The organism is Algoriphagus faecimaris (genome assembly GCF_900101705.1).
Taxonomy (GTDB): Bacteria; Bacteroidota; Bacteroidia; order Cytophagales; family Cyclobacteriaceae; genus Algoriphagus; species Algoriphagus faecimaris.
In genome coordinates this window covers 38,927-63,291 of the sequence record NZ_FNAC01000008.1, presented here as the reverse complement: position 1 = coordinate 63,291, position 24,365 = coordinate 38,927, and the positions used below count along the sequence as shown (strand labels likewise).

The following is a 24,365-nucleotide window of genomic DNA, read 5'->3' as shown; positions in this document are numbered from 1 at the left end:
TTTAAGATTCAATCGGTAAAAAGATGATCATCTCCGTACCCTCGCCCTCCTCACTTTTGACTCTTAAGTCACCCCCGTGGGATTTGATGATATCGTAGCTCAGACTGAGCCCCAGGCCAGTGCCACTTCCTGTAGGCTTGGTAGTAAAGAAGGGTTGAAAAATTTTGTCAATGATGGCTTTTGGAATTCCCCCTCCATTGTCTTGGATGCAAAATTCCACTCCCCCTGAACCTCCTAATTCAAGCAACCTGGACTTGATTGTTACTTTGGGTTTGTACGGTTCCGCTTTTTCTTGATTTCTCTCTGCATAGCCACTTCGACTTTGCTCAGCACAGGCACTTCGACTTCGCTCAGCACTGGTGCTTCGACTTCGCTCAGCACAGGCGTAGAAGGCATTGTTAATCAGATTGAGAAAAACCCTTCCTATGTCTTGAGAGACTACCTTGACTCGAGGAATATTAGGATCCAGCTCGGTCTCAAAATCAGCTGAAAAACTTTTATCCTTTGCTCGGAGGCCATGGTAACTCAGGCGGAGAAATTCATCTGCCAAAGCATTGAGGTTGGTGAGCTTTTTCTCGGAAGAGCCACCCCGGCTATGCTCCAGCATGCCTTTCACGATGGAGTCTGCCCGTCTTCCGTGATGTTTGATTTTACTGAGGTTATCTTTTAGGTCTTTTCCTATGGTCTTAGCATCCTCAATATTCCCATTTTCCAGCTCTTCATTCATCTCCTCTACCAGTTCCTCGCTGACTTCGGAGAAGTTATTGACAAAATTTAGGGGGTTTTGAATCTCATGAGCGATGCCTGCGGTGAGTTCTCCGAGGGAGGCCATTTTCTCAGAGTGAACCAGCTGGGTTTGGGTAGCTTTGAGTTCCTCATAGGCTTTTTCGATTTCTTTGGCATGTGCCAATTCTTTTTGGCGATTTTTTTCTTTTTCCTTGGCTAGGATTCGAATGGTTTGAATTTTGACCAAGCCATACACTAGTAAAGCGAAGACCAATAGATAAAGTGCAAAAGCCCACCAAGTGGCATACCAGGGAGGAAGGACAGTAAAAGAGTAAGTTATTTCCTCTGATAAGGTGTTAAAGGTGTTTTTTGCCCTAACTCGAAAGGTGTAATCACCATAAGGTAAGTTCGAAAAATCCCGGGTAACTTTATCCTCCCAATTTCCCCACTCCTCATCATAACCTTCTAAATAGTTTTGAAAGAGAATTTTATTTTCCCTGACAAAAAAGGGGGAAGCATATTCAAATGCTATTTTATTAGATTCATAAGCAATTTCAGGCGTCTTTCCCCCTAAAAATTCAACGAGCCTTAGAGGACCTGAAGAACTGGAAATAGAAGTAAAATAAAGAGGTACAGGATAGTCTGTTTTGTATTGTTTATTCGGGTCGAGCCTCATCAACCCCTCGTCAGTTCCAATCCAAATAACTCCGTTGGGTTCCGTAAACCCGGAAGCTACACCACTGGCCGTAATTAGATTCACGGGATAGGTCTCCAGAATAAAACTTCCATCAGCTTGTCTTATCGCATACCTTTTTTCTCCTTTGAAGTCCAAATAGACATTGCCTGTTTCTCCGACCCCTAAGCCATAGGTGTCAAGGTTAATGTCAGCTACTTCATCTGAAAAGCTAAATAGCGGATCCCGCTCAAAGCTCTGAGTAGGAGCGTCGAAATAGTAAAAACCATCGATACCTGAGGTATATACCTTCCCTTCGATGGGCCCTACTGCCAGTCCGGAAAGACCTCTTATACCATCATTTTCACTGAATTCCTGTACTCGCGCATTAGGCACATCAAGTCTGCCGGAGGCTGTTTTTGGCAAATTAATTCGGTATAGAATTCCGGCTTGGGTTCCACCCCAAATTTCTCCTTGCTCGTTTTCAGCCAAAGAATAAACAGCTCGTGTTACCCCTGTTATGGGGCCAATGTCCTCGTATTGATATTCTCCATTGCTTCCTAATTCCCTTCTAAAAACCTGAATTCCGAAATTCCCGCTGAGGAAAACATAGCCTGGATGTTTTTCAGACACTAATATTCTTAAGGTTTGAAAGGGGGCAGTTTCAGGGATGATTTTGGCTTGATTGCCTCGGATTTCATAAATACCTACCCCTGTGCTCAAAATTCCATTGGTATCTGTGTATAGATCAAAAACCTGGGTATTGGGTGTTCCGTCTACTTTTTTAACAATTCCGTCGGACTTATCAATGTATAATACCGTGGTAGAGGTGCCGATGTAAAGGGTATTGTCGAAAGCTGACAGTGAAAGAGCATTTCCTATTTCATAGGTATCCGAATCAAATCGGGTAAGTGGAGAGAATATTTCAATTTTGGAAAGCCCACTATTAGTCCCAACCCAGAGATTATTGGTATTATCTAGGTGGAAAGCATAGACACTTTGATCTGGAATGGAATTTTTAGTGTTAAAATGTGCTTTAATCGCCCCTTCTCGATCGACTATAAAAAACCCATAACCCAAGGCGCTGATTGCATAAGTACTGTCAGGTAGTGGAAGTGCCTTATACAATGTCCCGTCTTTTAGATAGGGATCAATTTCAGTAGGGAATGGGGTGAATTTATCCCCATCATATCGAAAAAGACCACCTGAAAATGCTCCTACAAGAAACTCTCCTGTGTCACTGTAGGGCAACAGCACTTGGACTCGATTCGCACCCAAAAACTCACTTCCTGGAATCAACTGAAGACTTTCATTTACTTCCTGATATAGGCCTAGGTTTATTTGATGTGTATAGTACTCACCATTGAGAATAAAGCCATACATGAACTCGGTATCGGGTTTCCATATTTTGATGTTCCCCGATTGATCTTCTGTTGCCGGGGTATAGATGAATATAGCTTCTCTCGCTTGGAAGTAGATTTTCCCCTTGCTCTCTCTAATGGACCAGATATCATTGAATACAAAGTCCGAAGGAAAACCATCCAAAATTGATCTTTCAATTGTCTTGCCGGTAGAATCCGATATAACTATTCCGAAATCTCCCAGCGAACCGTAATAAAAGGTGCCATCAGAGGCGAGTAAAGTTGACCGAACATTCGTATTGAATTCTGTGCTCGGAGAGGCTAAAAGATTCCAATTTTTACCATCAAATTTTTGTAGGCCTGAGCTGGTCCCTACGAAAAGAAAGCCCTCCTTATTTTGATTGACATTCCAGACTTGCTGCCCTGCCAAAGAATTACCTCCGATTACATAATTGGTATAGCTAGGTACCCCTTTGGAAGAATTGATTTGGGCTATTGAGCAAAAGCTGATTAGGCTTAAGGCAATCGCCAGGAATAAAAGTCGGAATGAACGTGAGTTAAAATAGGGGAGGAATAAGAGTTTCATTTTATTAAGGTTTTGAGGTGGTATGTACCTAGCTTAAAATGATCTCTTTGGGAGAGGTGAAGTGGAAGTGCAAGCGGTACAAAATAAGAACTTAAGTCATAGAATAATTTCGAGTATATGTTTTAATCGATATTTTTTGTTGGGAGAGAAATAATGAAGCTGGTTCCTTTTTCCTCTTTGCTTTTGATTTCTAGTTGCCCCCCATGTGCCTTGATGATGTCATGGGTGATGCTTAGTCCTAGGCCCGTCCCATCCGTTCCTTTTTTGGTAGTGAAGAAGGGCTGCAGGATTTTATCCTTGATCTCATCAGAAATCCCGGGGCCGTTGTCTTCAATTTCAATAAATACCTGTCCCTTTATTTTCTTTGTGCGTATGATCAATTTGGGTTTTTTATCGGTTTCGGTTTCACGCATGGCATCAAAGGCATTGTTGCAAAGGTTGATAATGACTCGGGTAAAGTCCTCCTTGATAAGAGGCACATTTTTTATTTTGGGGTCTAAGTCTAGGATAATTTCGACGTCTATGGATTTTTTACTTGCACGCATTCCGTGAAAGCTTAGGTTCGCATATTCTTTGATCAGTGAATTAAGGTCAGTAGGTCCCATGGTACCGGTTCCGCCACGGGAGTGCTGCAGCATTGAGGTGACGATCCCATTAGCCCTAGTGCCATGCTCGTTGATTTTGATCAGATTGATTTTGATATCATCCAGAATCTCATCTACTAGGGTGTCGTCCTTGTCCACCAAGTCAGCAGGGAGGTCTCGGTTTTTTCTGATCTCTTCCAGTGCTTCTTCTATCAGCTCGATGGAGACTTCGGAGAAATTATTGACAAAATTCAGAGGGTTTTTAATCTCGTGAGCAATACCCGCAGTGAGTTGACCTAAGGAGGCGAGTTTTTCCTGTTGTACAAGTTGGGCTTGGGTTATTTTTAGATCCAAATAGGCTTTTTCGATTTCCTTGGCTTGCTCCAGTTCCTTTTGTTGTATTCGTTCTCGCTCTTTGCGAATGGTTTTCCCTTTTTGGAATTTGTCTACATATTTAATTCCTATCAGAAGTATGAAAAAGTAGAATAAATAAGCCCACCAAGTTCGATGTAGGGGGGGAAGTACAGAGAATCGGTAGACCGCCTCTTCTGACCACGCTCTCCCTTCTCCTTCGCCGGGGCCTGTGTATCTGGCCTTTACTTTGAAGACATAGTCCCCTTCGCTGATATTGCCAAATATGGTCTGATTATTTTTGATCACAGGACTCCAGGTTTTATTGTACCCCTCGAGAATGTATTGGTATTCTATTAAACTGGACCTCACTAATTCATCGGTTCCAAAATCTATGGTGATTTGATTTTGGGCATAGGGGAGGACCAGATTTACAGGAAAATTTTCAAATCTACTTATACTTGAAAATTCAATGTTTGAATACTCCTTTTGGTAAGATTTTCTTTCCTCAGAGCTGAGTAGTTTTCCAAATACCTGGATTTCATCAGTTGGATATACTGTTGGTTTGGAGGAGGTTTCCGAAGCATTTTTAGGAAGGCTATCTAGCAATGAAGTCCAGCTGATGGGCTGCTCGTTGATCCGGATGCTTTTGATTCTTACACTCGGTTGTTTTTTCTTTTTCCGCAAGGCTTGGTAATTGAACTTCACCAATCCGGTCTTGTCGCTTCCATTACCCGCCCAAATGGACCCCTCCTTGTCTAGGTAGATGCCTTTGTTGACATCTTTGACGGGATAGCCATTGGCGGTATTATAATACTCCAGTTTTCCACTTATTTCCGCAAACGGAAGGGAAGCGGTCTCCGCGGGAATCACAGTAAAACCCTGATTGGTTCCTATAAAAATATTCCCATCCTTGTCCTCTAAGAGATCATAAACCGTATCATCTACCAGGCCGTACCGCTTAGTGAAATTGCTGAAAGATTGGCCGTCATACCTGGAGACTCCACCTCCCTGTGTGGCAAACCAAAGCTGACCTGATCTGTCCTCCAATATGCTCCATACGATATCGTTGGAGAGTCCATGAGAAGTGTCAAAATTGGTAAAGGACCTTCCATCAAATTTGGAAATGCCCCCTCCAGCTGTACCAATCCAAATATTCCCCTTGCTATCCTCGAGGATGCTGTAAATGTAATTGGCCGCGAGGCCATGTGCTGTGGTATAAGTTGTGAAAGCGGACTGTTCCAAAGACGCTTCATTTCCATCAAATTTAACCAAACCATCCCCTCCGGTGCCAATCCAAATGTTGCCTTGACTGTCCTCTTTTAATGCATAGATGATATCATTGGGCAAGCCATTAGATGTGTCCAAAATAGTAAAACTTGAACCACTATTCCGAGAGGATTCGGTGTCGAATAGCACAATCCCTCCTCCACCCGTTCCAAACCAAAGTTGGTCCTTGCTGTCTTTAATTGCGCTAATGATAAGTGTATTGGGTAGGCCTTGGTCGGTGGTAAAATTGGTAAATGACTTACCGTCGTATTTTGAAATTCCACCTCCATCGGTACCAAACCACAGGTGCCCATCTTTATCTTCAAGGATGCCGTAGACACTGTTCTTGACAAGTCCAAGGTCAGCAGTGAAGTTGGTAAATGCTTTTCCTTTGAAAATAGTCACGCCTCCTCCGGCTGTTCCAATCCAAATATTTCCGGAACTGTCAGCGGTGATGCTGTAAACAATGTCTTTAGGTAATCCCTGACCGGTGGTATAATTTGTGAATTTTTTCCCGTCATATTTCGAAACTCCTCCTTCGGTAGCAAACCATAAGTTTCCTGCAGGATCTTCCTCAATATCCCATACATCATCATGGGCTAGACCAGCCGAAGTACGAAAAGTAGTAAAAGTCCCTTTGGCATTTGGGTCGGAATTTTCTTGATAAGTTGAGACTCCGCCACCTTTGGTGCCTATCCAGAGCTTTCCTGTGCGATCCTTGCTGATACAGTTGACGGCATTGTCAGCCAACCCGTCCTCCATAGTAAAATCAAGGAAGGATTCCCCATCAAATCGGATGACTCCATTACTTCCAGACCCAAACCAGATGAAACCATTATCATCCTCGGCGATTTTGATGATCGAGTTGCCATTGAGGCCATTTTCCTTGCTGTAGTTGGTGAAGTGCTCTCCATCGTATTTGGAAGCGCCTCCATCTCCTGCCGCGATCCAAATGCTACCGTCGCTGACAGGTGTAATTCCATAGACAATATCATTTGCGAGCCCGTCGGAGGTGGTTTTGCTGCTGAAAGAATATCCGTCATAGATCGAAATTCCTCCTCCCTCTGTCCCGATCCAAATGTTTCCGTCTTGATCCTCTGCTAGGCAGTGAACCAAATTATTGGAAAGACCGTGTGCTGTGGTGTAATTGGTGAAAGAAATCCCGTCAAACTTGGAAATACCACCACCCCAAGTGCCAAGCCATAAATTTCCAGATTGGTCTAATAGGGAAGAGGTGATATTATCAAGGCTTAAGCCCTCATCCGTCGTGTAGGTCGTAAAATGAGAAATCCCTCCATCACCTAGAAGGTAGGGGTTGCCATTATCATCAAGGATTGCTTCTCCCTTTTCATTTTTCAAATAAGATCTTTGAATGATCTGAGGAGGTGAGATGATTCTACCCTCGTTTTGACCTTCTCGGATAGTGTAAGCCTCTGATTGAGTTTTTGGTATTCGTATGGTTCTTGGAGGAGAATTGTCTTTAACCCGGTTTTTTTGAGGGAGTATGGTATCAGAAAGACTGTCTAAGTAAGTGATTTTTGGAGCTGAATTTATTTCTGTATCCTTTTGATTTTGAGCTGTATCAAAACTTCTGTTCTCGATTTTTTGACAGCCATTCAAAAGAATCAGATAGCTGATTAAGAACAGGAGAGATAGGGCAAAACCCTTTGAGTCAACTCGAGGCAAAAGAGTGAAAGCATTTTTTTTAATCTTATGCTTATCAGCATCAAGCTTTGTCGAATTAATTCGCTTTGTTTTTACCCACATGATTTGAATAATGTCAGTGTATCAAAATTCACCACTTTGTATAAGTGTTTTATTTGTTGAGGATTTTGATGAATCATTCATCAGACAGTCTCTCGAAAGGTATTATCTAATGATAATTCTAGGCGGAGATTGGCCACGGGCGTAGGTCATCGCTTCATGGATAAATACTGTGTAAGGGAAGGTTCCTCTAGGACTGTTGGCCGAGATCGCCATCACCAATGGATTCCCATCCTTGACATCTCTTGTCTCAAGTCCAAATATCTTAATATCAGGAAAGGCGAAAGAGGCATCAGAACCCTCGACTACCCATCGAATCCGATCTCCTCTTCGGAGGGTGACGTCACTTTTGGTTTCGTCATCAGGGAAAACCACCCTCCATTCACCATCGATGACTTTTACTACTAGCTGGTATTCTACAGCTTGTCGTCGTTGTGGTTCTACTTCCTCTTCACTTAAGAGATAGTTCGGGTTTTGATTCGAAAAGAAGAGCAAGGGGCCCAAAAAGACGAAAACCATTATTTTTTTGAGATAAATCATTTGTTTGTTTTTTAGTGGTTACGTTTAATTTATTTTAATTATATGGTTTGAAAGTTTCAGGTATTGGTAAAATGGCTATTGTTCATTTTCGTAGCTATTGAAGCTGTTGACTTACTTTTTCTTATGTCATGGTGATTAAAAATTCTAAACCTGGGCTTATTATTTACTGATTGACATATTGAAATCGATTTTAAAAACTGATATCAAATATATCTTTCTGACTGTCATAAATATACATAAAATTCTCTTTCACATTATTAAATTTGTATTTAATGCCTTTTTGGACTTGAAGTAACGCTTCATTTTAACTAACCTGATCTTTTTCTAATTGAATGGTAAAAACAGTACCCTTTCCTAGAGAGGTGTCTATTAAAATTTCTCCTCCATGCGCTTTGACGATATCATGGGTAATACTAAGTCCCAAGCCTGTTCCCTCTGTTCCTTTTTTGGTAGTGAAGAAAGGCTGTAGGATTTTATCTTTGATTTCATCGGGAATACCGGGACCATTGTCTGCGATCTCGATCCGAATGTGTTTTTTAGTGGCTTTGGTACGAATGATAAGCTGAGGCTGGTAAGCTCCTGATTTTTTGCTTTTGGTGCGAATCTTTCCTCGCATGGCATCAAAGGAATTATTGCAGAGGTTGATGATTACTCTAGAAAAATCCTCCTTGATAAGTTTGACCATAGGGAGGTTTGGGTCCAAGTCCAATTGAAGGTCGAGTTCAATGGGTTCCTTTCCTGCTCGCATACCATGAAAAGCCAGCTTGGTGAATTCGGAGAGTAATTCATTCAAATCCGTCGGAAGCATTTCTCCTGAGCCACCTCTGGAGTGTTGTAGCATGGAAGAGACGATTTCATTTGCTCGGGTGCCATGCCTGTGGATTTTTTTTAGGTTGGAATCGATGCTTTCCAGCATATCCACGATGTCGTCAATTAGTTCGGAATCCTGAGTGCCTGCTCTTGATAATTTGGCAGTGGATAGTTCCTCCTTGATTTCACTGACGAGCTCCATGCTCAACTCTGAGAAGTTGTTTACAAAGTTGAGCGGGTTTTTAATTTCATGAGCGATTCCGGCAGTCAACTGACCCAAACTCGCCAGTTTTTCTTGCTGTACTAGTTGATCTTGGGTGGTTCTCAGATTCTTGAGAGCGATTTCTACATTTTTCTTAGCTACTTCCAGTTTGGTGAAGTCCTCGTATCTATCATAGGCTACCGAGAAATTATCAGCAAGAGAGCGAGACAGCTCCAAGTTTTCAGGAGATAGCTTTTCAGTATTTCCAATGTAAAGCATGCCTTGTTTGAAGGGAATGAAATGGAGTTCCAAATTGACAGGAGCATCGCCTGCTTGATAGGTTTCTGTCGAATTGATCAATCCTTTTTTCGCCAAAGTTTGTACCCAAAGGTTAAAATCCTCCTCCTTCCAGTTTTCTGTATATACCTCCTGATTTTTCCAGGCTTGATGCACGGCTTTGGTCAGTGCTGTTCCTTCCAATGGGATATGCAATACAGCGATGGACTCTTGGGTGGGTGTATTGAGAAAAATATGGACCACCTGCTTTTCCTCGTCTAAGATAAATACCCCACATCGGATAAAAGGGACCTGCATATTATTCAACTCTTCCCAGATCAGAGGGGAGATTTCTTCCAAGTCCTCAGCTTTTCGCATGGAGGCGATTTCTGCCCTTATTCGCTCCAATGATGCCTGTCTAGAAGAGATCAAGGCAAGCTTTTCTACCGCTTGCCTTTTTTTATCCAATTCCTCGATTGTTTCCTCTAAGAGAATAGAGGTGGTACGCCGCATCTTTTCCGAACGGTCCAGTTTAAACTCTACGATACTTATATCTCTTTCGATGGCTTTTGCCATACGTGAGATTTGGGCTAATTCTTCTTCTGTAAACTTATCTGGATTGGAAATCAAATCCAGGATCGCTTGAATATTTGTATTCATAAAATCATATTGGAGAAAAAGAGTGAATCACCTTTTCGCGAAGCCTGATGCCCCCTTTTCTTTCCTGTCGTAGGTTATTTTTCCGAAATAGCGACTAGTGAGCAGGTATTGTTGTGAAATTCATGTTTGCCTTTTGTGGATTTCCCCATTTCTCCATAGCTAAAGAAACCTGCCATGGGTGCTCCCCAGACATTTTTCACGCTATCGATTTCATCACTGACCATGGGACCAAGAGAGAGGTGTCGCGCCTTGCAGGAAAACATGATTAAGGCATCCGCATTAGGCAGCTCATTTTCTTTGACCGATTCGCATTCCTCGATGACCTTATCGATGACGTTAAAATCCGGGGCTAAGGAGAATCGGATTTTGGAGCCTTGAGGGACGCTGCCTGCACAGACCAGCGAACGATCGGTTTTATTCGCAAATAAGGGTGCCCGGATCACAGGTTCGGAACCTTCCCGCTGAATCTGCATGGGGAACTCTGACCCTACATTGACGATCACTTCTTTCCATTCATCTATATTTTTATTGATGCCCATGTATTTGATGACCACGTCTAGCGCGGGCTCGTCATCGATGGTATAGACTGTATTCCCTTCACTTTTGGTCACCGTTCTTACTGTTCCCACAGGCTGCCATCCACTGGTAGCCAATCCTGCGATTTGAACTTTGTCCTCATCTAATATCAAGGCTACCAACCCGGTGATTTCGTAATGGCCATTGGTGAAAACATAGGTACCGGTCATCGTGAAATCATCTCCAGCCATGCCGCCAAAAATGGTCACCTTTGGGCCTACTGCTGATTCGATTCCCTTGATGATCATTTCACCATCGGTACTGATTCCACCGGAGGCAATGATAAATGCTGGATTCTTGAAGGTGTCTAAACCGATTTGTCCGATTTGCTTAGAGATATCTAGGGTCTGTTGATCTCCTGTCTCAAAATGGATACACTTAAAATGTTCCTTTTTGATATCTAAAAGCATGATGACGACGGATTCCTCTCCGATCTCCCCGTCTATAAATTCACCTGCTGTGGTGGCGCCAAAAATGGAGATACCTTTCGCTTCCAGCATTTGACTGATCGCTATCCGATCTTGCTTGATGGAGAGGAATACAATTGCTAAGGTGGGTGTAAATCCATCTTCTAGAGCGTTTTCAAAAGCTTTTTTGATCTCTGTTGTAGAATTTCCTTTGATAGTTTTTGCTTTCATGATATTTGATAGATGGGTTTATTTTATACTGTTGTGGCAAATGAATCGGGTGCAAATGGAGCAAGTCCGAAACCTTTGCACATGACGTAATCACTCATAATCAAGGCTCCTTCTACCCAGCCCTGCTCAGGAGACCAGGATTCGTTGCATACGTAGAGGTTGTCTGCTGGGCAAGTGATCTTGGGATAGACTTCTGTCAGGTCATTGACATTGAGTTTATACTGATGGTAGCCAAAACCATAAGGGTCTTGTCCCCAAACCCTATAAGTAGTCAGTACCGGCATGGGTACATCGGCCTTCTCGTCCAGACCGAATAATAATTTGATCTGACGCATGATTTCATTGACCAAGGCTTTGGAACATGGTGCTGTTCCCGGAGGATTTACAGGGAACTCTGGTGTTTGGTACATTTTACCCACATTTTGCATTTCTTTCCAGAAGTTTCCCCGGATGTAGTCGGTGTATTGGGTGAGGGCTGCCGGGCCGAAGTAGTTTTTGTCTTTAACAGGATCTGCCGGATACTGTGAAAAACTGTATATTGAACCCAAGGGTAGGTCTGTGAAATTTGGACCGTTGGTCAGGTTGATATTTAGGTCTTGATGCCACCATCGCTCCTTGAAGTAAAGCCCTACCTTGGTTAGCTCCATGTTTTGCACACTATTGACGGCCTTCATGAATTCCGGATTGGAGGAAAGCAGAGGAGAAGTTTTGGCCAAGGCTTTCATCGGCTTTTTTGGAATAGCAAGGATCACCTGAGCAGCGGTGTAGATCTCATTTCCTACTGCGGTGAATTCGTTATTGGATTTAGTGAGGGAGGTGATGGTTTCATTTAAAACAATCTTGCCTCCTGCCTCAGTAATTGATTTGGCTAGGGTATCAGGGAGAGACTGAAACCCTTTTTCAAGGGTTTGAAATTGAGCGTTTTTCGGGTCGGGAAAATCAAACAGAATCTGCAGTCCTTCTCCCGCATTGATAAAATCCTGAAATGGCCCCATAAACCCCATGATATGACTGAGCATTTCGATGCATTCTTCAGTCAATCCATAGTTTCGTAAGATACTCCAAAAGCCCCATTGATTGATAGGGATTGGGTTTCCTTCGAAATCCTTATAGGTACAATTGTTTCTAAAATTTGCCCATTCGGCAGGAGAGGAAGGGCGCTGAATGCCGTTTTGGTCTTGGATATCGTCCATCACCGATTCCAATATTTTGGACGGATCTCTATTGATTTCGGAAGGCGCTAGATTAAAGAGCGTAGACCAAATGTTAAAATTATTGGCTTTGGCTTCTGTTTGGTTAAATGATTTTCCTCTGACATAGTAGCGATTATTATCATCTCCCATCACAAAATCCACCGTATTGAGTTTGGCTTCAGGTTTTTTTTCGTTCTCGGCATTAAGGGCGTCTATTAGATTCCAGAGATGCTCCATCCCGGTGCCTTTGGGCACAAAGCGCATTCCTCCCTCTTCATCATGTACAGGGTATGAGGTTTGATCTTTGCCGATAATGTCTACCAAAGTCGTTTCTAACCGACCGCCGACTTGTCCCATTTTTTCTACAACTGTCACCTGAATGCCGGGCTTGGACTTCAGTAGTCTCCACGCTGCAAAAAGTCCACTCATGCCTCCTCCCACGATCAGTACGTCGGAATTATTTATCGATTGATTTGAATTAGATTTCATTTTAAAAAGGGATTGATTGATGAATAAAATTATCTGTTGACGAATAGGGACCAAGCTGATGGATAATCCCGCTCCTTGAGGTTGATGCTGACCATATAGGTGGAGCTAGGATCGCTTTCGATCATCAGAAGGATGTTTTGGAGGTCTCCCACCGTATTAACTACCGCACTTTTGGCGGAAGGGGCATTGTTGGAAAAACCTTTCATCAGACTCACATAGTCCCATTCCTGGAGAACATTGGCTGCTTCGAAAGGCTCGGTGGATCCAGCTTTATAGGGCCCCGCGTCCAATAACATTTGTTCTACACCATAGACCTTATTGTTCAGGACAAAGACCACAGCATTTCTCCCTTCTTGCACCATGGTAGAGACTGCCTGGCAGGTCAGTTTGAATGCGCCGTCTCCCACAATGACGAACGTACGCAAGTCATCGCGGAAGGAAGCCCCCAATCCGGCAGGAACACTCCAGCCGATTGAAGCCCAGAGGTTTTGTGCCAAAAAGCCATCCTGCCGATTGATTTTCAATGAGGAGGAACCGCCAAAGGAGGAAAGACCGATATCTGCTACGATCAAGTGATCTTGGTTGACATGCTGATCTAGGACAGCAAAAAAATTGTCATAGGTAATGGTAGTACTTGGGCTAGGTAGGGCAGGAGGAGAAGGAGGACTGGGTTGGGTCCAGTTCGAAGTGCAGCCTTTGGATTGTATCAAAGCCATCACCGCATCAATCAGCTGCTCAAGAGAGACCTGGACATAGAGGTTCTCTCCATCTTTGACCATGTCTCGGGAAGCAAAAACAGGTGATATGTTTCCGGTTTCGTGGCTTTTGGAAGCAAAAGTGTTTAAGTCTGTATTCCATACGCCAAGGCCGATAATAGCGGTGGATTGATTTAGGTATGAATTGGTATGGTCTGTGGTAAAGACCGAATCATACATCCCAAGAAACCAAGGATTGTCTTCTGAAACCACCGCTTTGCCCAGAAATGAAGTCACATAAGGAGCTCCAATAGCCTGCTGTAAGGCTGCGAATTTGCCCTGTAACCTTTTGGTGGAGATTTCTTTCCCGATCCAAAGTATGGGTTTGCCATTTGCTATTTTCGCATAGACTGCATTAGCGGCATCTTCTATGGCTTTGACGATTTGGGCAGCATATTTATTTGATGGAGTTTGGTCAGCCATTCCCTGAAGCACGGGTAGTGACTCATAATTTGGAATGGGACTTAGCATACCCTGTGGTTCTGCGCAGGGCATGTAGTAACAATCCTCCATGATTTCAATAGCCACCGGCTTACTTTTGCTGATGCAGGCAATGATTGCGGTATCAATCTGAGCTGGCGCAGTGAGCGGGTTGGAAATCCGTTCAAAAGCCACCGTTACGGGTGAATAAACGGTCCGGTTGGTATCTTCAGTGCTGACATTATGATGGTAGAGTTCACCGGCATTGATTTCATCTTGAAGTTTACTATTGCTAAGTGTGCCGATGATTGCTACGACGGGGATATTTTCGACAAAGGATCCCCCAATGGCATTGAGCAAACTAAATGAACCCACTCCTGTAGTTACCGCTACCGCTCCGAGACCTTTTGCCCGGGCATAGCCATCGGCGGCGTAGCCTGCGTTCAGCTCGTTGCAGTTTCCAATACGGTAAATAAAGGGTTTGTTTTCGGCATCTTCGTAGGTGTCGATGATTTCCAAAAGGTCACTTGTGTAATCTCCAGGGACAGAAAATAAGTGGTTAACACCAAGCTGAGACAATCGTTGAGCAAGGTATTTTCCGACATTCATTGCATTGGGGTCGAATGTTTTTTGATCAGACATAAAATAGTTAATTAAAAGGATTTAAGAATTTTAAAGGGATATGGATTGAAGTCCGAATACTTGATCGTCAAGGTTTTTAAAACTCTTATGATCTTTTGCTCCTTTCTTGGGAATATGGAGAAAGTGAAAAACCTAGATATTAGAAATAATCGAACATTCATTACAAATCAATAAAATAGTTGAAAAGAAATCCCCCTACGGGAAATGCTTACTAAAGCCCAACCTTTGGCAGGGATCAGGCCTCAAAAAACATGGATGAGATTTGATCCTTTCAAAGGAATGAGAATCACCTCTTTTTCTTATAAGCAGAAAAAAATGCACTACCAAAATACAAAAATCTATTTTGAATCAAACTTTTATACGATTGATTTTCATAAATTTAAGTAATATTTTTCTGGCATGGCCCCCTTAGAAAAGTTCAATTTTTATTATGGCATCCATAAGTATAGCTTTCTGTTTTAGTTTAATGCTTGTTTGGAGCTTATTTTTCTAAGAGTGCATTTTTTTTGAGGTTGATTTTTTGTCTCAGCTATTAATTCAAAATATAACTTATGAAGTCTTCTTATTCTGTTGGTTTAGGATGAAGCTCCAGTATAACTTCCCCAATGGCCCTTATTTTTTCCCCAAAAAATGGATTGAATAGATTTGGAATGTTTGGATTTACTTAATGTAACTTTTGCCTGCAAAAAAAGATCTGCTTATTGCCGATCTCTATAATGATTAAACCAACTCAAAATCGCTGCACTTTTACTCATCAGCATACTAGGACGATTCACCAATCCATGCGAAGCATTCGGGATACGAACCATGGCAGATTCTACTCCTTGTAGTTTTAAAGCGGTGTAATATTGTTTGGATGTCGAAATGGGCGTGACTTCATATATGAGCAACTTGTAGAGTTCATTTCTCACCTGCATTTCCAGTAGGGTAGTCACAGCTTCGGCGGCGACATTGTTTTGATTGTTAAGTAGAGCAGTAAAATAATCCAAAATGCCAAGTGTGGTTGTGGCCCAAAGCATGTGTCCAATGGACCGCAAATAAAGAAAGTTACTGATTCCTGAAGCTGCCGCAATAGTTTGGTTTATTCATCCTTCATCATACTGACAGTTTCCTGAAAGGCGGGAGATTCTTAGATGGTTTCATCTAGATAGTCTGGGTCTTGGGTGAGATTGATTGCAGAAAAAGGGTTATAAAATATACCCAATTTTTGGGATTGATTTTAGCTTTTTATTGCTCCACTTTTGGATTAATCAATTTGACATTTTGAAATCTAGGGAAACATTGTTCGCTAGCAACTGAGATTTCTCGGCTGAAGATTTCGCTTACCAAAAATCAATACAGATGGAAAAATTCAAGTTTCAATTTCTTTTTGGCCCCTGTTTATCCTTCGGGCTCTTAGTATTTATCGCTTTTTCTTCCCCTGCCCAAAGTACATATGCTGTTGAAAAAACTCGGTCTGGTGTTGAAATCTATCAATACCATGATTATGTAAAATCCGGTAAAAGCGAGGTGGTAAAAGCCTATCTGCTGAATAAAAAAAGCAAAGATGCAATCAGTCCAAATTGGTGGAATGCTTTAGAAAAAAGAGATAAATTAAAAAAAGAGGAAGTTACTTTGGCAAAACTTCCTGATTATAAAAACTGGAACATCTTGTACACCTCTTTGAATGGAGTTTTTGTCGGCGTACACAACCAAGATGATACCTGGAGCCTGCTTAAGTTTAATGTCGTTGGGGAGCATAGTAGCGCTTATATTTACCCCAATAATGAAGATTATTTATCAGGAACGACTATCCGTCCCTATGCCTTTTACAATAGTGATCAGGATTTGACCCGTGAAATCGAAACTATGATCTATGGAGCGAACATGGGAATTTCGCCTGGATACATCTATGAAACTCTGCTCACAGCGAATCAACTGAAACGAATGCTAACAGAAGAGGGCTTTGTGCTAGTCAACCGGGCACAGAACTATGTAACTCAAGAAGTAGGAATAGGCAACTACGAGGTGAAAGCCAAGGCTGGTCACGACTACATCATGATGCTATACACTCCGGATGAACAGCCTATTACACCTATAGCTGTTATTTCTGCGGGAGGGAAAAGTGCTGCTGATATCTCTTTCTTCCAGGAATATCAATTACCCGGTGCATTGAGCACCCTGCCTACCAAAGTGAGCAATGCCGTCCATCAAAGTCAATCAGGCGCCCATTTTTTTATAGATGTGGTTTCCGCGTTAGGGACTAAATATGCCTTGCTTGATATTTTTGAGCGAAAAAAACCATAAAATCAGGCGCTTGAGAATCAAGCCAATCTCAAGCCTAAATCTTAAATAAAAATTGTATAAAAATCAGCGAAATATGAAATCATTATTCAAATCTTTAGCTTCCTTCATTCTATTGTTTTTTTGCTTTTCTACCCTTGTTTCTGCACAAAAATCTTTTCAGGACTTGGCCGAGTTGAACGATAAAAAATGGGGTAAACTTGTCAAAAGTTATAAAAACAACAGCACATGGATCGATCAACTTCAGGGTTTGCTCAATGAAGAGTTGGTATCTGAAGATAATCTACCAAACCCGAAAAAAATTGGTGTGCTGACCATGCAGATCTGGGATTACTCACAGACGTCATCTAGTAAAGTGGCACAAACTACTGTGTATACAAAAAATTTTCTGACTCCAGAAGGAAGTAATTTAGTTGCAGATACTTTTATGGAAACCATGCTCCCGATATACGAGGACAAATTCCAGGCGAAAGGGATAACACTATTAGAGCCTAAAGAGTATCTCATAGACGCTGAAAAACAGAGACTCTATGAAGAAGGACCGTCCCGGATAGAGGTCAGTGGGTTGGCCAAGACCCTTGGAGCTATTAATTCTTTCCTGACTAATGCCGATAAGGGACAAGGATCAGCTACTGCAACAGGCTATGAGTTTTATCCAATCTCGCCTAATACGTTGGCTACTGATTACAAGTCTCCCGCTTCCTTAGGCTTGCTTGTGGAGGATTTGGGCTTGGATGCAGTATTAGTTCTTTCCGTGGAGTTGAGATTAGTAAAAAATGGTAAAAGTATGGTGTTTAATGGCATGCAAGCAGGCCTAGTTGGTCCCATAGATGATGATCAATCCAAAGAATATAAGGGCCGAATAGGAGCTGGAATGATGAATATGTACCGAGATGGAATGTCCTTTAGTTCTGTGTTCTTTGATGATGTGGAGCCCTTTGAGATTGCAAAGCTCAGTAAGTCTGGCTCAATAGAAGAATGGTACCTGAGCGGACTGGATGTGGTGACCGAGCGAATGGCTACAGACCTAATCAGAGGAATGGAAAAGTTCATTGCCTTGGATAAGTCAAAAGATTAAAGGTCAATCAGCTGATGGGCAATAGAGAACTTCACCAAGCCTACCAAACTGCTCTGTTCGGTTTTTTTGAAGAGATTTTTCTTATGACTTTCTACGGTATGTCTGCTAATGAAAAGTTTCTCAGCGATTTCCTGGGTGGTGAATTCCTGAATTATCAGCTGAAGGACATCTACTTCCCGTTCGGTGAGTGATAGGAGGATTTCATGCTTTTTGTTTTGGACTTGGAAACTTGACCGCAGTTTGGCCACGATTTGGTCGCTATAGTAGATCCCATCATCAAGCACACGATTTACTGCATTGATCAGCTCTTCGCTTGTATTTTCTTTGAGTACATAGCCTTCTGCACCGGCCAAGATTATCTCTTGTACATAGTGGTCGTTGTCATGCATGGAAAGAATAATGACCTTGGTCTTAGGCTGATTTTCTTTAATCCAATGGGTCAGCTGAAGGCCGTCCATGTCGGGCATATTGATATCAGTGATGACCAAATCTACGGAAGCAGAATTGAGGGATTCTTGTGCTATTTTTCCGTTGGTGAATTTGCCTAGAAGCTGAATCTCTGGGATTTCATGCAGCAGCATTTCTATTCCCTCCATGACGACAGGATGATCGTCTACGAGGATTGCTTTTATTTCATTCATGGGTTATTGGGGACTGTGACGAGAAGATTAGCTCCATGATTTGTGGGATATAATTTAATTGAACCTCCCAAAAATCCCGCACGGGTAGTCATGTTTTGCCAGCCGATCCCGGTACTGTTTTTTAACATACCTTCCGAAAGTCCCGGGCCATCGTCCCGGTAATTGATGCGGAGTGTTCCTTCATCTTCCTTAACTGTGAGTTCGATTTGGGAAATAGCACCATGTTTCAGACTATTATTGACCAGCTCTTGGACGATTCTATAGAGGTGAACCTGATTTTCTTTGGTCAACTTAAGGTTCAATGGTGATAGATTTAGCCGAAAATCAACTTGATGTGTTTTATTGATCAGTTCTTCCATTTCCTCCAGAGCCGGTATCAATCCTTGTCCTTCAAAATTTTTGGGCATTAGATTGTGTGATATTTGGCGAACTTCCTGAATGGATTTGCTTAATAAGCCCATGGACTTTTCTTTAAATTTCTCATCTTCTTCTGATTTTGGATTTTTCCCTAAATTCCCTACGAAGATTTTTGCAGCGGTGAGGCTTTGCCCAAGGCCATCGTGCAGTTCTCGTGCAATTCTTGAACGCTCCTTTTCTTCTGCTTCAATCACTGCCTTCAGTTTGTTTTTTTCTTCGGCGGCCCTGATGTTTTGAATATCCAATTGCTTTTGGTACCGACTTCTATTATACCACAAACCACCAAATAAAAAAATCAAAACGAATCCTCCAGCTGACAGAAAAAGCTGCATTCGGTTGATATATTTTTGCTTTGCTAGATCTGCCTCTTGCAGGGCGATCAGTTGCTCTTTTTTCTCTGTCTCGTAAAGTACTTCCATTTCAGAAAGACTGACGGCTTTTTGCGCATTGAAGAGGGAGTCTGTGAGTCTATTGTAATCAGCAAGTGCCTCATAACCCTGCTCTTGGTCCTGAAGTGCTATTTTGCTCATGGCAAAGGTCATCAGTGCACTGGCATTTGCAGAGCGAATTTGGAGGGAATCCGAAATTTTGAGTGATAATTCTGAAACCCGAGCGGCTTCATCGAATCTCCCCGTTTTCAGATAGAGGTTTGCCAGTTCTGCATAGCGGTTCATCAAATGGGATTGATTTACAAATTCCTTGGACAGGGCAATTGCTTGCAAATAAAGAGACTCCGCTTCGTCAAATTTTTTCTGACGCTCTAGGTTGCCCGCCAGGCCTGAATAGGATTTTGATTTTTCGATATCATAGTCCAAGGCATCAGAAATCTTGAGGCTTTCAAACAAGGTAGAGTCAGATTTGTCATACTCTTCCAATTCTGTGTAGACAAAAGCAAGGTTGCCAAGGGATGTCATAATATCGATACTGTCCTGAATAGCTCGCCGAAGGTCATGGGCCTCTACACCATAGGTCAGCGCTTTCTCAAAATCACCCAGGGATTGATAGATTAGCCCAATGTTATTGGACACCATGGCTTTATCATAGAGGTTCTCTTCGAGATCATAGACTTTTTTGGCTTCATAAAAGTGACCTAGAGCCTCTGTCAAAATCCCCTTGTTCCAATAATACATGCCGATATTGTTTTCGAAATGGGCAATTTGAAGATCTTGACCCGCTACTTCAGCGAGAGCACGTCCTTTTCGATAGTACCAAATGGTAGAGTCGGGGCGATTGGACTCATAGAACACCACCCCCTTGATACGATAGGTGATGACTTCACCCAAGGTATCCAAGTGTTTGATGGAAATGCGCTCTGCTTTGTTGACGTATTTCAGTGCGGAGTCAGTATTTTCTGGGGCATAATAGAATGCCAGCCTAAGCAAATCTAAAACTTGCTCTTTTTCTTCTAATGTTTTAAGTTTTTGACGGAGTGAGTCGGGATATAGGTATACTTGAGATTTGACTTCAAAAAAAATCAAACAGTATAGAAGGATCAGGACAAACCTCATCCCCTAACATAATAAAATCCTATTTTACATGAAATTTAATCGGAGCTTATTTTCCTTTTTATGATTTTAAATTGACGCTAGAAGGTTTTAAATTGGTTCTTTCTCCCGCCATTCCAGGGTTTTATTTTTGAGTAAATAAGTTTTTTTGATCATAAAGGCTGCTTATTTTTTGTCTAAATAATGATTAAACCAACTCAAAATCGCTGCACTTTTACTCATCAGCATACTGGGTCGGTTCACCAATCCATGCGAAGCATTCGGGATACGAACCATGGCAGATTCTACTCCTTGTAGTTTTAAAGCGGTGTAATATTGCTCAGATTCTGAAATCGGAGTTCGGAAATCTTTTTCTCCGGTAAGGAGCATGGTTGGTGTGGTGACATTGCCTACCAATGAAAGAGGGGATCTTCTCCAGTAGTTTTCGATATCTTCCCAAGGCATGGCTCCAAACCAATATTTACCAAAAAAGGCTGCACCATCGGCATGCAGGACAAAACTCGTCCAATTAATTACCGGCTTGGCTACTACAGCCGCTTTGAAACGGTCGGTTTTTCCGATGATCCAGGCAGTCAATACACCTCCACCAGAACCACCAGTGACAAATAAGTTGCTTGTATCGATGTAGCCTTTTTCGATGACGGCATCGACTCCAGAGATCAGGTCCTCATAGTCGTGATTGGGGTAATCGTGATGAATGGCATTTCCAAATTCCTGACCATATCCGGTACTTCCTCTTGGATTGGTATAGAGCACCACGTAGCCCGCAGCGGCATAAGACTGGATTTCATAGGCGAAGGAAGGCCCGTACATGGCAAAAGGTCCTCCATGGATTTCCAAAATGAAAGGGTACTTTTTATTGGGATCAAAATCAGGTGGCGTTACAATCCAACCTTGGATACGTTTCCCATCAAAGCTGGATTCCCACCAGATTTCTTCGGTTTGACCGATTTTTCGGTAGGAAAAAAGATCATCGTTGACCGCAGTCAGGCGCTTGGTTTCTCCTCCTATCCACACTGCCAAATCTGCCGGATGCTCAGGACCGCCTTGGGTAAAAGCGAAGCGATCGTTTTTTGAAACCGTAAAAGCTCCAGCATTGTAAGGTCGACCCAGGTCGAGGCCACCCAACCCTTCTGCGACGGTTCGGATTTTTCCAGTTAGGGCAACGTGACCGATTTTGGTGTCCCCAAACTCATCATATTGAAAATAAATTCCTTTGCCACTCGCTTCCCATTGGGGATTACCGGCATCTCGATCTAGGTCGGCTGTTAGGTTTTTGATGCCTGATCCATCGGTATTCATCACGTAGAGATGTGTGACTTGATAGCCTTGGAAGCTGTCGTCAAATCCAGTGTAGGCAATCATTTTCCCATCGGGAGAAAGGCTGGGGCTGGAGTCTGGACCAAAACGGGAAGTCAAAGCGGTGATCTTTCCACTCGCTAAATTAAGCTGGTAGATTTCGGAGTTTGCTGGCTCCAGTTCTGAATTTTCATGAAGATTGGCAGAGAAAAAGAGGCTTTGACCATCAGCAGACCAGATAGGAGATCCGTAATTCTGATCATCAAAAGTTCGCTGTCTCGCGGTACCACCAGAAAGGCCTATGGTAAAAATCTGCAAATTGCCGCTAGGCAGGTAGCCGGCACCATCCCCACGGTAGTTCAACTCATCGATAAAAATCGGCGCTTCGTTCCATTCTGCTCCTTGTGGTTTGGAGGGGATGCTGAGCATGGATTTTTTAGGAGCAGGGACAAATTGCGTAAAGGCCAATTGCTGTCCATCCGCAGACCAACTCACCGCTCCCGGTGGATTGGCTGAGTTAGTCAGGGCCACAGACTCTTTGGTGTCTAGGTAGAATACAAAAAGTTTTATCCGTTCATCTTGGGCATTGGATCGGTAGGCGATTTTGCCCCCATCGGGGGACCAAACAGGCCCAAAATCTCGTTGGTTTCCTTGCGTCAGGGGCCGATTTTGTGTTCCGTCTGCATTGACAATCCATAAATTGGAATAGTCTCTGTCAGTCATAATATCCTTGAAATTGCGGACATAGACGATCTTGCTTCCATCCGGCGAGATCTGCGGATCACTGACGTATTCTAGGTCAAAGAGATCAGTCAATTCAAGGTTTGTTTTTTGCTGGGCTATGCTTTCTGCCCATCCTAGTAAAAGGAAGATTGCGAAACTCAGGAATAGGTGCTTCATAGGATTCGAATTTGATTTATTTATCGTTAGCATTTTTCATTTTGGGATCTGTATTTTGATTAATTACTGGCTCGCGGTGTTGGAAATTGTACCCCGACGGAATTGGACCAATTTTCCCATTCCTGCATGAGTTCCTTGAATTTCTCCGGATATTCTTTTTTCAGATTTATCTGTTCGTCTTGTCTCTCAGCAAGGTTATGTAATTCAAAATTGGTCGGATCGAAGGGAAGCGCTGTATTGAGCAGCTTCCACTTGCCTTTTCGAAGCATGATTCGACCTCTATGCTCCAAAGCAAATACATAGGTAGAATCGTGAATTGATTCTTCTGCACCATGGAGTAAGGGCAAAAGAGATTTTCCGGCTAAAGATTTGACTTTTTTACCTTTCCACTCCTCAGGATATGCTAGTCCAGCCAATTGATAAAAGGTAGGGGCTAGGTCCATCACTGTCAAAAATTGATCATTGATGGCATTCGTCTCTACTACCTGAGGACCGGCAATGATCATGGGGGCTACCATTCCACCCTCAGTCGTATATCCTTTGAAATAACGAAAGGGAGCGGACCCTGCCTCGGCCCATTGAGAACCGTAGGAAATAAAGGAGTTTTCAGTACCCATGACCTCGTAGCTGTCGGTGTATTGCTCCTGTAGGAAGGGACCGAAATAGGAACTGTAATAAAAGTCTTCAGCTGCCGCTCCATTGTCAGAAACGAAGACGATCAGTGTGTTTTCATACAATCCATTTTCCTTTAGATAACTTACTAATCGGCCAATATTGTAATCAAGGTTGTCGACCATTCCAGCATAGAGCTCCATTTTTCGGGCTTCCTTTCGCTGCTCTTCCCGAGAAAGCGAATCCCAAGGAGTCACTTCAGGATGGATGTCGGGGAGTTGGGCATCCTGTGGTATCAGACCAGCTTTTTTGAGGGATCCCAGCCTTTTTTCTCGTAGAACTTCGTAACCTTCATCGTAGCGGCCCTCATATTTTTTCCAGTAGATTGGATCCACTTGAAGAGGCCAATGGGGAGAAGTATACGCAGCAAAGGCAAAAAATGGACGATCGTCTTCTCGGCTGGATTTGATATAGGAGATAAGCTTATCGGTGTAAAAATCGGTAGAATAAACCCCTTCAGGCCATTGGCTAGGCTGTCCATTTTCGGTGTAGAGTGAGGTGGGCGTTTCCGGAAAAATTCCTCGCTCACTGTAATGATTCGCTCCGCCTTCTAGGGTGACAAAGGAGTTTTCGAATCCTTTTTGATGAGGATTGTCCTCGGGACGTAGCCCTAGATGCCATTTGCCAACGGTGAAAGAGCGGTAGCCGGCCTGCCGAAGAAGTTCGGGCAGAGGAACGATTCGGTCACTTAAATGTCCTTCATAGCCAGGTACATCAGTGACCAAGTCCTGCGAACCCATTCCAGCCACATGGCTGTAATTTCCAGAGAGCATCATTGCACGAGCCACAGCACAAAATGGCGCTGTGTGGTAGTTGCTAAAGCGAATGCCTTCCTTGGCCAATTGATCCAAATTAGGGGTGGTGATATCTCCCCCAAAGGATCCCAGATCTGCATAACCCAAGTCATCGGCTACGATCAGAAGGATGTTGGGAGCTTTGGTTTTTATCTCTTTTTCAGGACTTTGACAGGCAATAGACAGGAGGAGTAAAATGGAAATCAAATAGCGATTATGCATGTTAGTTATTCCTCTCTTTTTCTATTTGACTCAATGCTT

At 42.8% G+C, this 24,365-nt stretch carries 14 protein-coding genes; 2 read left to right on the top strand and 12 right to left on the bottom strand.

Going from position 1 to position 24,365, the window contains the following annotated elements:
* Position 1: 1 nt before the first annotated feature.
* The 8 genes from BLQ57_RS05850 to BLQ57_RS05815 all read right to left on the bottom strand — a co-directional run bounded on the left by BLQ57_RS05850 (position 2) and on the right by BLQ57_RS05815 (position 15,534).
* On the bottom strand, positions 2–3,346 hold the full coding sequence (locus tag BLQ57_RS05850; protein ID WP_087938399.1) for a sensor histidine kinase: 3,345 nt from the start codon (positions 3,344–3,346) through the stop codon (positions 2–4).
* Positions 3,347–3,468: 122 nt separating this feature from the next.
* Positions 3,469–7,317: a sensor histidine kinase gene (locus tag BLQ57_RS05845; RefSeq protein ID WP_087938398.1), complete on the bottom strand. Its 3,849-nt coding sequence runs from the start codon at positions 7,315–7,317 to the stop codon at positions 3,469–3,471.
* Between the two features lie 102 nt (positions 7,318–7,419).
* On the bottom strand, positions 7,420–7,854 hold the full coding sequence (locus BLQ57_RS05840) for a hypothetical protein (protein ID WP_139162673.1): 435 nt from the start codon (positions 7,852–7,854) through the stop codon (positions 7,420–7,422).
* 304 nt (positions 7,855–8,158) lie between these two features.
* Entirely contained in the window at positions 8,159–9,802 is a 1,644-nt protein-coding gene (locus tag BLQ57_RS05835; protein ID WP_087938396.1) for a sensor histidine kinase, read from the bottom strand.
* A 74-nt stretch (positions 9,803–9,876) separates the two neighbouring features.
* Positions 9,877–11,016, bottom strand: a complete 1,140-nt coding sequence (locus tag BLQ57_RS05830; RefSeq protein ID WP_087938395.1) for an FIST signal transduction protein — start codon at positions 11,014–11,016, stop codon at positions 9,877–9,879.
* 23 nt (positions 11,017–11,039) lie between these two features.
* Entirely contained in the window at positions 11,040–12,698 is a 1,659-nt protein-coding gene (locus BLQ57_RS05825; protein ID WP_087938394.1) for a flavin monoamine oxidase family protein, read from the bottom strand.
* Between the two features lie 29 nt (positions 12,699–12,727).
* On the bottom strand, positions 12,728–14,515 hold the full coding sequence (locus tag BLQ57_RS05820; RefSeq protein ID WP_087938393.1) for a thiamine pyrophosphate-binding protein: 1,788 nt from the start codon (positions 14,513–14,515) through the stop codon (positions 12,728–12,730).
* 698 nt (positions 14,516–15,213) lie between these two features.
* A complete protein-coding gene (locus tag BLQ57_RS05815) occupies positions 15,214–15,534 on the bottom strand; it encodes an alpha/beta hydrolase family protein (RefSeq protein WP_087938392.1) in 321 nt (106 codons plus the stop codon).
* 322 nt (positions 15,535–15,856) lie between these two features.
* Between BLQ57_RS05815 and BLQ57_RS05810 the strand changes: the two genes are divergently transcribed.
* Both BLQ57_RS05810 and BLQ57_RS05805 read left to right on the top strand, forming a co-directional pair.
* Entirely contained in the window at positions 15,857–16,801 is a 945-nt protein-coding gene (locus BLQ57_RS05810) for a hypothetical protein (RefSeq protein WP_087938391.1), read from the top strand.
* A gap of 73 nt (positions 16,802–16,874) precedes the next feature.
* Complete coding sequence (locus BLQ57_RS05805) at positions 16,875–17,876, top strand: hypothetical protein (RefSeq protein ID WP_087938390.1); 1,002 nt, start codon at positions 16,875–16,877, stop codon at positions 17,874–17,876.
* Here BLQ57_RS05805 and BLQ57_RS05800 read toward each other — a convergent pair.
* From BLQ57_RS05800 to BLQ57_RS05785, 4 genes are all read right to left on the bottom strand, one after another.
* Complete coding sequence (locus tag BLQ57_RS05800) at positions 17,873–18,517, bottom strand: response regulator transcription factor (protein WP_087938389.1); 645 nt, start codon at positions 18,515–18,517, stop codon at positions 17,873–17,875. The genes BLQ57_RS05805 and BLQ57_RS05800 overlap by 4 nt on opposite strands.
* On the bottom strand, positions 18,514–20,412 hold the full coding sequence (locus BLQ57_RS05795) for a tetratricopeptide repeat-containing sensor histidine kinase (protein ID WP_169712718.1): 1,899 nt from the start codon (positions 20,410–20,412) through the stop codon (positions 18,514–18,516). The genes BLQ57_RS05800 and BLQ57_RS05795 overlap by 4 nt, the downstream gene beginning before the upstream one ends.
* A 192-nt stretch (positions 20,413–20,604) precedes the next feature.
* Positions 20,605–22,638: an alpha/beta hydrolase family protein gene (locus BLQ57_RS05790; protein ID WP_087938387.1), complete on the bottom strand. Its 2,034-nt coding sequence runs from the start codon at positions 22,636–22,638 to the stop codon at positions 20,605–20,607.
* 59 nt (positions 22,639–22,697) lie between these two features.
* Entirely contained in the window at positions 22,698–24,326 is a 1,629-nt protein-coding gene (locus BLQ57_RS05785; RefSeq protein ID WP_087938386.1) for an arylsulfatase, read from the bottom strand.
* Positions 24,327–24,365: the final 39 nt, after the last annotated feature.